The following is an 11128-nucleotide window of genomic DNA, read 5'->3' on the forward strand; positions in this document are numbered from 1 at the left end:
GAAGGTTTTTCGCTTCGGTGTTTACATCTTCTGCCCTCCAAACTGCTAATTCTGAGGGACTTTAGAGCAAGATTTCCCTCACCCCTCCTCGCGCAGCGGATTACCCCAACGGGGAACAGACCATCGAAGTTCTCCCTCCTCCCTCCTCCCTCCTCTACCCTACGGTGTACACACAAGTCCATGCTCACTTCGTTCTAGTCGGCTTCAGCCCCCTAAATCCCCCATTCTGGGGGACTTTAAGCAAAAAAGGCTTCCAGAATTTAGAACCCTGATCAGCGTTCAAAGTCCCCCAGAATGGGGGATTTAGGGGGCGAAGGATTACGGCAAGTACAGATCAATTGACTTATGTATGCACGGTAGATCCTCTACCAGGGGCTACCAATCATCGTGAAGGATGCCCAGTAGTAGGGGTGAGCAAAAGAAGTGGTTTGACTCTCCGATTTGACCCGTCCTTTGAGAAGGCTCAACTGTGCCTGACGTAGGGCTTCGGCTTTGATCGGGGTCTTCTTTAACTGCTGATAAAAGTCCGTCATCAACAACAACGTCCCCTGATCACTGACCGCCCACAAACTAGCCAGTGCTGATTTGACTCCCGCTTTTACCGCAAGCCCCGCAAATCCTAGCTCGGCTTCTTGATCGCCCAACGCAGTGCGGCAAGCACTCAAGACGAGCAGTTCGACGGGTGGATTGCTCCAGCCAAGCTGACGAATCTGATCAAGCCGCAACTGAGTATCTGAGAGTTGGATGTAGGAATTGCCGAGAGGGCCCGATCGAAACTCTGCATGAGTGGCTAGATGAATGATGCCAAAGGGTTGTTGTTGGCGCTGAGTCTTGAGGTTGTTGAGGGTAAAGCCTTCGTTGAGAAAAGTTCGACCTTTCCAAATATTAGAAATGGCGCTGATTTCTTGGGGAACGGCAGGAAGTGGAGTTTGCTGACTAAATTGAGAGGCTCCCATGGCCAAAATCTGGCTCTTCTGAATGTCACCCAGGCGCGTATCGGTAAGGCTGAGACTGGGCATCATGCCGATACTGTAGCGCTCGATCAAAAATCCTTTGCCATCGTGTAGGGCAGCTAGAGGCAGCGATCGCAGTCCCAGATCGGTGACAAAAACTAGATTGGTAATTTTGCGAGTTTGCAGATCGGACTCGATCGGAGCCATTAATTTCTGATAGAGCACTTGGGATGATTCTAAATAGCTGGTGGTTTGAGACTTTCGGCTGTCAGAGACTTCTCGCTGAAACTGTTGAGTTAGTTTGAGAACGGTGGCGCGGGTGGCTCCGGGGACTCGTCTGCGAATCGGCTGTCCTGTGGAGGTGACGACAAACAGTTCTAGCTCATCGCTGTCTTGCTGGGGGCTTGCACCTAACTTTTGTTGACCGTCTGACTTAGTAGATGGGTCACTGGATTGAGCCAGACTGGATGGGACAAATAAGGCATACACGATCGCAGGTTTTACCCCCGTCGCCCGTTCGACTTTGCTCAACGTATCGCGCACTTCGGGAAGCGTCTCAGCCTGCACATCACTTTCGCCGAGGTAAGTTTCAAACGTATCGGTGAGAGAATCCTCAATCTCGCTGACAAAGGGATCGACTTCTACGATCGCTCCGGAGGGGTTGTCTGCGGCAGCGATTTCGGCTTCGGGTTCTTCGGCGGGTTCGGCTTCTACATCATCGGGATAATCTGGCTTGGCGGCTTCTGGTGTCGTGGGTGGGTTGAGAATCGGCTCGGTAGGTTCGGGTTCGGGAAGCGTTGGGGGAACTGGCTCAGCGGGCGGTGTGGTTGGAGGCGGCGATGTTGAAGTGATCGTCACACTCACAGGCACCGGGACTGAACTAGAGATGCGATCGCTGGCAGCCAGCGTGAAAGCCACAATCTGACCCGTTGTACCCGGAGGCGGCGTGTACTCGATCGTCCCGGTTTCTCTACCCAATGGAAAGTTTGCGCCCGGTTGCAGTTCAATCCCGTCTACGTTGAGAATGGCACCGGGGGCGATCGTCGCGACCGTAATCGTTGTGAAATCGTTGTTAGCATCGGTTGCCGTCGGAGCCAAATCACTGAGGCTGAGGGTGACGGGCTGATTTTCTGGCGTGTCGGGTAGATTTGAATTGACGGTAATGCCGGGGGCGACATTGTTAAACACAAAGCGAACGCCATCGGCAGCAGGATTGCCTTGATCGATCGTGCCTACAGATTCAAAAATGGTGGTGGGCGCGATCGTCACATTGTTGGTTGAGATGCCGCCTGCGGTGCCGTTGGTGGTTGCGTCTCCGACGATAAAGGGATTGTTGTTGGGGCCGCCATCGTGACGAATTTCGACTGATCCGGTGGCGTTGGTCGATCGCGTAAAAATCGTATCTGTGGGAGAAGCTGCGACAAATCCTGTCCCTCGAATTTGACCATTGTCTGCTAGAAGTCTGACTCTGCCGCCCGTCCCCGCTCCACTTTGAGAAAGGGCGCTGGTGGTGATACTTTCAAAGGTGAGATTTTGCCCAGCTTGTAGCGTCACAAATCCAGCGTTCGAGCCGTCTACAAACGCTGCAATATTAGTCGAGGTGTTGATGGCTCCCGTGAGAATGTCGCGTCCCGCCGTTAAGCTGACACTCCCCGCTCGACTGTCCGCAGTTCCGGTGACAGAGGTGTCGATCGCTCCCGTTGTGATGTCGCCCGGAGCCGTCAGAATCACTGTGTTTTCTGGCCCGCCAAACGGATTTGAGGGTTTCTCTGTGCGAATATTGCCTGTGGTGATGCTGGCGATCGTACTAGGTGAACCGCTCCCAAAGTCAGTAGAGCCAAACGCAACAGGTGGACTGCCAAAGACGCTTCCAGGATATCCAAAAGCGGTTTCTTCAAGGGTCGTGACTCCGGCTCTCAAGATGACGGCAGGCAGGTCAGCCAAAATTTGAGCATCGGGGGAACAAGCAGTCAGACAAATCGAAGCCAGGTCAACATCTGGGCCAGTGATGGTGATGTCGCCTGCGGTAATGCTGCCTGTCGCTTCGACTTTGAGCGCGACCCCCGTATAGTTGCCAAAGGTGACATCTCCATCGGCGCTGACGATCGGATCATATAAGCTAACAAAATTGCCGCCGCCGCCGCTCAGATTCAAAATCGAGAATCGTCCTTGACTGATAAAGTGGGCATCTCCAGAGACAATGCCATCGCTGATCAGGCTAAGGTCGCCGCCGCTAACAAAAGGAGTCTGTCTGAGGTGATTGAGCGCCAGAATGTCGATCGCACGATCGCCGCTCACGGTCAAATTGCCGCCCGATCGTGCCAGAAATGGATTGGTCAAACTGTCTCGCACTCGTACGGTGTCTTTTGCCAGAAGATTTAACGCTCCCGTCGTTTGCAGTTGGCTTTCGATCAGGGTTAAGGTCTGACTGGCTGCAAGGGTGGCAGTTTCGGCGGTGACGGTTTTGGCAACAATATCGCCATTCTCAATCACAAAGCCCGACCCGGTGAGTTGAACCTGTCCATTCGTGACGGTGAAGCCTGTGGCGTTGCCGCCTGCGCCGCCTGTGAGCATCTGGGGAAGGGTGACGATCGGTAGGCTCTGTCCCGTGGTCGCGATCGGCTGAATGTCGAGACTCAACAAACTGCCCACCTGACTGAGCCGCATCAAACTTTGACCCGGAATCGTCGCCAGCAAAACTTGCCCTTGAGGTGCAGAAAGCTGACCCGGACTGGCGATCGTGCCTGCAAACAAGCTGAGATTCCCCTGTCCGACGGTCAAGTTGCCTGTATTAACGATCGCACCAGGCTGAGGGGTAAAAGCGAAGGCGTTGGGCGATCCGAGTAGGGCTGAGTAGTTAGTATCCGCAGCATTCCACCAATTTGAACCAAAGCCAATCCCAGTTGCAGTCGTGGCAGTAAAGGAAGCTGGAACATTTAATCGAGCGCTGTCGCCAAAAATGATGCCCGCTGGATTGATCAAAAATAGGTTGGAACTGCCGCCCGTGACTTGAATCAGTCCATTAATGATCGAGACATCGCCACCGTTGACCCGTCCCAAAATATTTTGAATTGTGGGATTCGACAAAAAGTTGGCAATCTGATTTTGGTTTAGCCCAAACTGACTGAAGCTGTGAAATAGATTAGCGCCATCCGCCGATCGCGTTCCGCCTGTGATGTCTAATTGATTGCCGTTGGGGGTGACGATTGTTCCCGTTCCGTCGCTGGAGGGGGCGATCGATTGGGCGTGGGCGTTGAGTGAGGCAAAAGAAAGCCCCAAAACGAGAAGGGGAATCGAGAGACGCATAATCTGTTTCATCGCTGCTTTGGCTAAATCCTGTTTCAGTTTGCCCAAGCGATCGCAGCCACTAGAGATTAATCTGAATTCGACACCTGAGAACTCTATCAGACTCCTGCATGAATACCTGGCGATTGATGTTAGCTTCGCAAGAGCCTTCGGCAACGCTGCTATCAGAACAAAGTCCACCTCCGTGGACTAACGGTTAAAATCGCCTCTTTAGTGTGCGAAGGCACACTTTGCTCTTGTAGCCCCGACTTTAGTCGGAGGGCATCTATGATTCGTGCAGGAAGTCTATTGAACAATTGCAGCAACATCAGAGCGATTCACTAAACACCCATCTTCTAGGTAGATAATGCGATCGGCAAGATCCAGAATGCGGTTGTCGTGAGTGACGAGTAGGATAGTACAGCCTTGCTCCTTAGCGAGTTCTTCCATAATTTCCACCACATCTCGTCCCGACTTTTTATCGAGTGCAGCCGTTGGTTCATCTGCCAGAATAATTTTAGGCTGACTGACCAAAGCACGGGCGATCGCCACTCGTTGTTTTTGTCCACCTGATAGATCGCTTGGATAGTAGTCCATCCGATGCTCTAGTCCCAAGGCGCTCAAAATAGTCCGAATTCGGGTATCGGCAGCGACAGCAGTCACCTCTTGAGTTTCCAACGCCATTTCAACGTTCTGATAGGCAGTCAGGAAGTTTAGTAGATTGTGCGCTTGAAAAATATAGCCGATATGACGACGAGCCAGAGTCATCTGTTCTCTACTAACATTAAGCAACTCTTGTCCCAAGATGCTCAAATTCCCTTCTTGAATTGATCGTAAGCTTCCCATCAATGTCAGCAAGGTTGTTTTACCCGAACCTGACGGCCCTGTCATGATGACAATTTCGCCACGATTAATTTGCAGATTAATGTCAAACAAAACCTGCTTTTGCAGTGAACCTTGTCCATAGTAATGATTCAGATGAGCGATCGAGACGGCAGGTTCAGATAAATTTGTAACCATGCTCAACTCCTAAAAAATATCAGCCGGATCAGCCGTTTGCAGCTTACGCACTGCGATCGCAGCCGAAAGCGAACTCATGATTGCCGTCAGCACAAAAACAAACACCACTCGTCCCACATCCATTGCCATCGGCAGCATTGTAGCGATATTCGTAATCCGATAGATGCCTAAAGCAATCAGCGTACCGGGAATAAATCCCAGGGCTGCCAGGATCAAAGCCTCTTGAAAGACAACGATGAGCAGATAGCGATCGCGAAACCCCATCGCTTTGAGGGTGGCATATTCAGGCAAATGATCGGTGACATCGCTGTAAAGAATCTGATAAACAATCACAGCGCCGACAATAAAGGCAATCACTACGCCTAAATCAAAGGTATAGCCCACGGGTGTACTAGCGTTCCAAAAAGCAACTTCGGCTTTGGCATAATCTTCTCGCGTCATTACTTTGACATCATTGGGCAAGCGCGATCGCATCTCTGCTAGAACCGCTTGCACATCGGCATCAGGCTTAAGTTTAATCACACCCACATCAACCAGTCCTCCTTGTCGGAAAGGAGCCATGCGTAAAAAGTTGATATCGCTCGTAATCAGATAAGCATTGATGCCAAATGTGGGGCTAAGTTTGAACAAGCCTTGGATTTGAACTTGGCGTTCATTGATTTCGGTAATGATGGTTTCTCCGGTCTGAAACCGATGAGCGATCGTGCCAAATTCTTTGCGAGAACCCAGATTAAACAAAGCGGTATCTGGCTGGCGCAGTCTCTCACGGTTGGCTTGGACTCCCGGAATGTTCAAAACCTGATGTTCTGGATTAATCCCAATTGCGTAGATGTCCCAAATCTCTTTGTTTTCAGGATTACGCCACTGAATCGCATTCAGGTAAATCGGACTGACTGCCGCAACCCCTGTGATGCCTGCGGCTTGGTAAAGTCGGCGCTCTGTAAATCGATCGAGGGAAATCAAAGACCGCGATCGCCCACTTAACATGACAATTTCACCGTTCAAGCTATTGTGGAATTCCACTGCACTACTGAACAATGCTCCCCGAAAGCCCATTTGCAGAAACATCAGCACATCGGCAAAACTAATTCCAGCGATCGCCACCAGCAAACGCGCCCGTTCTTTGCGTAACTGTAACCAGGAGAGAAACAGCGGTTTCTTTTTGGGGGTCATTGCAGTCATGTCATTGCCTCAAGAGTTGACATCAAGGGAGACTTGCACACTTAAATTAGTTAATCCAGCAACTCGACGGCTAGACGCTTCATCTAACAGCACTTTTACTTCCACCACTCGCGCATCAAACTGTGCTGCCGGATCAGTATTCAACACGTCTTTTTTATTGATTTCTAGTCCGACTTCTACGACTTTGCCGTGCAGCACATCTGGAAAAGCATTGTTCTTGCTAATCACGGTTGCGGCTTGCCCTGCTCGAATGCGATTGATATCTAACTCATACACTTCTGCCACTGCCACCATGCGCTGAGTTTGTCCCAGACTGATGATGCCCTCACTTCCGACCAGTTCTCCAGGACGAGCGTGGATTTTGAGGACTTGTCCAGCTTGGGGCGATCGTACCGTCGCCAAATCGAGTTCTGCCTGTGTCCGTGATACTCTGGCTTGCGCCTCTGCCACTCGTGATCGTGCGACCTTGACATCCACCGGACGCACCTCGGCAATTTGGTCGAGCGTCGCTTGCGCCTCAGAAATCTGCTGCTGCCGCGATCGCTGGATTCGGCTCAAGTTCACCTGTGCCTCGTTAAGTTGTTGTCGAACTGTATCAGCAGCTAATTGCTTACTATCCCGCAAAGATGCGGAGACAGCGCCTTCTGCATAAAGCCTCTGATGCCGTCGATTCTCCAGTTGTGCATTACGAAGTTCTGCTTCCAACCGAGCGATCGTGGCTTCCTGCGCCTCAGATTCGGTCTGCAATTCAACTCTTTGGCGATCGACGACTCGTGCCTGTGCTCGAATTTGCCCTGATTTCGCGCCCGCTTCTACCTGACCCAACTGAGCTTGGGCAACGCTCACCTGTTCCTGGGCTTCCTGTAAGGAGGCCTGCCGCCGCTTATAGCTATCCAAAACTGCAATTACATCTCCCTGACGAATCCGCTGCCCGTTGCTGACTCGGAGGCTTTCAACTCGTGCCCCTTCTGACGATGTGGGCGCAAATACCTGAATCACCTCACCTTCTGGCTCTAATCGCCCCAGAGCAGACACCGTTTCAACCGTTGGGGCAGCAGCTACCACAATCGACTGCTGAGTTGGATGAATCAACCTCATTCGATAGGCCATGCCACTGCCAACCAGCAGTAGACAACCAAATCCCAACATTGCGCTTCGGCGGGGCGATCGCCATTTCGTTCCCCAATTCATGTTGACCATAGATGACTCCATTTTTTAACCTCAAGTTTTTGCATTCAAACAGGTCTAGAGCCATCGACGAACCTTCTCTTTGTATTCGCTGTACGCTTGTCCAAACTTTGCATTCAACACATGTTCCTCAGGGATAATTTGAAAGCGCGTGGTGAAGAGGATGAATGCGATCGGGCCTAGAAGTACCCACGGAACCGCCAAGTACACAGCCCAACCCACCAGTAAAGCGGCAAAGCCAACATACATGGGATTGCGTGTATGGCAGTAAATGCCGCCAGTCACAAGTGAGGATGCCGCTTCGGGATTCACAGGATTGATCGTCGTCTTAGCCTGACGAAATGCCGCAATTCCTAGCGCTAAAACAGTAAAGCCTGACAAGGCGATCACGCCTGCGATCACGAAATGCAAATTCTCTTCGATTTCAAACTCAGGCGCGGACTGAGCAGTTACCCACATTGCTGCTCCGACAAGTACGACAACTATCGGTGGCGGAATTTTGTGATCTAGAGCATTCATGGTTTAACTCCTGAGATAGTTGGGCGAGAAAGAGACTGTGAGGACAGACTACTCTAGTTTTTTTACTCAATTATTTGAATACAAAAACTAAGGTACACTTAATCTATTGAATCCGTCAAGTAGTTTTTTGGTTATGGCACTCAAGCACACCATCCTGGCATTCCTGTCTCGTCAACCTCTCAGCGGCTATGACGTTGCCAAAGAGTTTGCCGAGGGATTTGGCAGTTGCTTCTGGAAAGCGAGTCAGCAGCAGATCTATGCCGAGCTCACCAAGCTAGAACAGCAAGGCAGCGTTACTTATGAAGCTATTCCTCAACCAGGACGACTGGATAAAAAAATCTATTCCATCACAGAGCAAGGTCAACAAGAACTGCTCGATTGGCTAATCAAACCCTGCGAACCCGCAGCCATCCGTGAAGATCTAGGCGTGATGGGGCTAGCGGGTCATCTAGTGCCCTCTCAGGTGGTGATTCGTGAAATTGCACGACGGCGACAGTTACATGTTGAGATGGTGCAACAGGTCGAAAAGTTAGATCAGCATTTTGCCCAACAGCTCGATTCGCTAGACCTCAAAGATCTCTATATGCATCTAATTATTCGTCGCGGCATTCGTTATCAAAAAGAGTGGGTAGCCTGGTGTGACGAGGCGCTTCAAGCGATCGAGCAGGCTGTAAAACATTAAGCAGTCGAAATGATTAACGCAGCGGTCTTTGGTAATTTTCAGCAAAGAATATACCCACAGGCTTCGACTCGGCTCAACCGAATAGAACTGTGCTTTGAGCCTAGAGATTAATCTGAATTCGATAGGCGGTTGAAACCGCAGCTAAAGAACAAAATTCGCCTTCGCGGATTAGCGAACCTTTGAATCGATTTGGGTTGCCTTTGCAGACTTCGTTCTTTTAACCGCCAGCTTTGATCTTAAAGTCCCTAAAAACTGGGGGTTGGGAGGCAAAAGGACAAGCAGCGCAGCGAAAAAACCTCATCGACACATACACTAATCAGCCTTGAACTGCAAAAATCTTTCAGAAGATACGTGCTGTTTCGCATCATTTGCCCTATGTTGGGTGTTGCAATTTACATAGGTGCGACAGGGCGATGCAAGCCAAAAGAGTGAACCGCAGATGGCTAACGTTCCTACTGTGTGCGATCGCACTGATTTTGGCGCATTTGACAGCCCTGCTGTTTCGCGTCCAGCCTGCGGTTTCGCTGTGGTTTCCTCCGTCGGGGGTGGCGGTGGCGATCGGAATCTGGCTGGGTCTACCGGGAATTGTCTTGACGGGGCTGGTGTCTTGTCTGATGGCTTCGTTTTGGGGTAATCACGGCTGGGCGCAGCTTGTCGGTTGGACAGATAGCACCGAGCCGCTCGTCGCCTGGTTTTTGTATCGAGTCTGCTGGCGTGGGTCACCCTTCTTAACCGATTTGAGAGAAGCAGGCGCATTTATTTTGGCAGCTCCCGTAATGGGTTGTTTGAGTTCGGCGATCGTAGGCAGTTTGTCACTCGTAGCCTTGGGCAAAATGTCGTTAAACACCTTGCCAGAAAGCATTTCGTATTGGTGGTTGGGCAACGCGATCGGAACGATGACGATCGCTCCCCCGGCGCTCTTGTTGCTGACCCCGCTGCTACAAAAATCGGGCTATCTGATTGGCGAAACAGATCCTCCCAGAAAGGCAGCTAGCTTTCGTCGGTTGCGCGATCGTCGCGATTGGGCAGAAATTTTTGTAATTTTGATCTTTAGTACGAGTACCGCGTTTCTCACCGTTTCTCAAACGACTAGAACAGGCTTTTCGTTTCAGCAGTTTTCGTTTCTCAATTTTGTGTCAATTATTTGGGCGGCGACTCGATTTGGCGTGGTGGGCGGCACGTTGACGGCGAGTTTTTGTGTGTTCGCTACGCTGGTTGCTTATTTGACGACTTATCCCAATGCGATCGCGCTGCCCAGTTTTCCGGTGAGTGCGGAGGTGTTGTACGTTCACAAGTTGAGTTTGCTGATGCAGTGTGGGGTGAGTTTGCTGATGGGCATTGCGATGACTCAAAGGGCTGCAACTCAGGTGGCTCTAGCGGTTGAAAAGGTCAAGGGGCGAGAATATCAAGCCCGCGTCGCCCTAATGGAACAACTCGAAGCGACGAATACTCAATTAGAACAATCGAATGCTGACAAAGATGAATTGCTCATTCGCGAACAAGCAGCCCGACAAGAAGCCGAATCGGCCAATCGCCTCAAAGACGAATTTTTAGCCGTCTTGTCTCACGAGTTGCGATCGCCCCTCAATCCGATTTTGGGCTGGACAAGTTTGCTGCGGACTCGTAAGTTTGACGAAGCGGCGACCAGTCATGCGTTAGAAGTGATCGAGCGCAATGCAAAATTGCAATCTCAACTGGTTGAAGATCTGTTAGATGTCTCAAAAATTTTGCGCGGTAAAATCAATCTCAATTTTGTGTCTGTGTCATTATCCAATGTGATTCTGGCTGCGTTAGAAACGGTGAGAATTGCTGCCGAAGCCAAATCGGTTGCGATCGAGACGCAGTTTGACTCAACCATCGGCCCAGTCAGAGGTGATCCCAATCGGTTGCAGCAGATCGTCTGGAATTTGCTCTCAAATGCGGTGAAGTTTACGCCCGCTGGAGGACAAGTCAATGTGAGTCTGGAGAGAATTGAGCTTCCTGCTTTAGAGTTTCCGCCAGAGGCTTTAACCTCATTTGCTCAAGTCGTTGTCAGCGACACAGGTAAAGGAATCAAGGCTGACTTTTTGCCCCATGTGTTTGACTATTTTCGGCAAGAAGACAGCAGCACCACGCGATCGTATGGCGGGTTGGGTCTAGGACTGGCGATCGTCCGTCAACTCGTCGAACTCCACAACGGCACGGTTTTGGCCGAAAGCCCCGGAGAGGGACAGGGGGCACGATTTACGGTGAGGCTGCCCTTGGGAGGGATGAGGGATGAGGGATGAGGGATGAGGGATGAGGGATGAGGGATGAGGGA

General features: G+C 50.9%; 7 protein-coding genes. 2 read left to right on the plus strand and 5 right to left on the minus strand.

Translation table 11 applies throughout. The annotated features are described in order from the left end of the window. Nucleotides 1-365: 365 nt before the first annotated feature. The 5 genes from ACKFKH_RS18625 to ACKFKH_RS18645 form a co-directional block, all read right to left on the minus strand. A complete protein-coding gene (locus ACKFKH_RS18625; RefSeq protein WP_446859830.1) occupies nucleotides 366-4307 on the minus strand; it encodes a CHAT domain-containing protein in 3942 nt (1313 codons plus the stop codon). A 237-nt stretch (nucleotides 4308-4544) separates the two neighbouring features. Continuing rightward, nucleotides 4545-5258 (minus strand): DevA family ABC transporter ATP-binding protein, encoded by a 714-nt coding sequence (locus ACKFKH_RS18630; RefSeq protein WP_446859831.1) that lies wholly within the window; start codon nucleotides 5256-5258, stop codon nucleotides 4545-4547. A 9-nt stretch (nucleotides 5259-5267) separates the two neighbouring features. Further along, a complete protein-coding gene (gene devC, locus ACKFKH_RS18635; RefSeq protein ID WP_446859832.1) occupies nucleotides 5268-6440 on the minus strand; it encodes an ABC transporter permease DevC in 1173 nt (390 codons plus the stop codon). 9 nt (nucleotides 6441-6449) lie between these two features. Beyond that, nucleotides 6450-7652, minus strand: coding sequence for an ABC exporter membrane fusion protein (locus ACKFKH_RS18640; RefSeq protein WP_446859833.1), 1203 nt, complete (start codon nucleotides 7650-7652; stop codon nucleotides 6450-6452). Between the two features lie 33 nt (nucleotides 7653-7685). Continuing rightward, the gene (locus ACKFKH_RS18645) at nucleotides 7686-8147 is read right to left on the minus strand and encodes a methyltransferase family protein (RefSeq protein WP_446859834.1); all 462 of its coding nucleotides are present in this window, start codon (nucleotides 8145-8147) and stop codon (nucleotides 7686-7688) included. 133 nt (nucleotides 8148-8280) lie between these two features. Between ACKFKH_RS18645 and ACKFKH_RS18650 the strand changes: the two genes are divergently transcribed. Together ACKFKH_RS18650 and ACKFKH_RS18655 are read left to right on the plus strand one after the other, a co-directional pair. Continuing rightward, nucleotides 8281-8829 (plus strand): PadR family transcriptional regulator, encoded by a 549-nt coding sequence (locus ACKFKH_RS18650; protein WP_446859835.1) that lies wholly within the window; start codon nucleotides 8281-8283, stop codon nucleotides 8827-8829. 413 nt (nucleotides 8830-9242) lie between these two features. Continuing rightward, nucleotides 9243-11096, plus strand: coding sequence for an MASE1 domain-containing protein (locus ACKFKH_RS18655; protein WP_446859836.1), 1854 nt, complete (start codon nucleotides 9243-9245; stop codon nucleotides 11094-11096). The last annotated feature ends 32 nt before the right edge of the window (nucleotides 11097-11128 follow it).

Source organism: Phormidesmis sp. 146-20 (assembly GCF_052939475.1).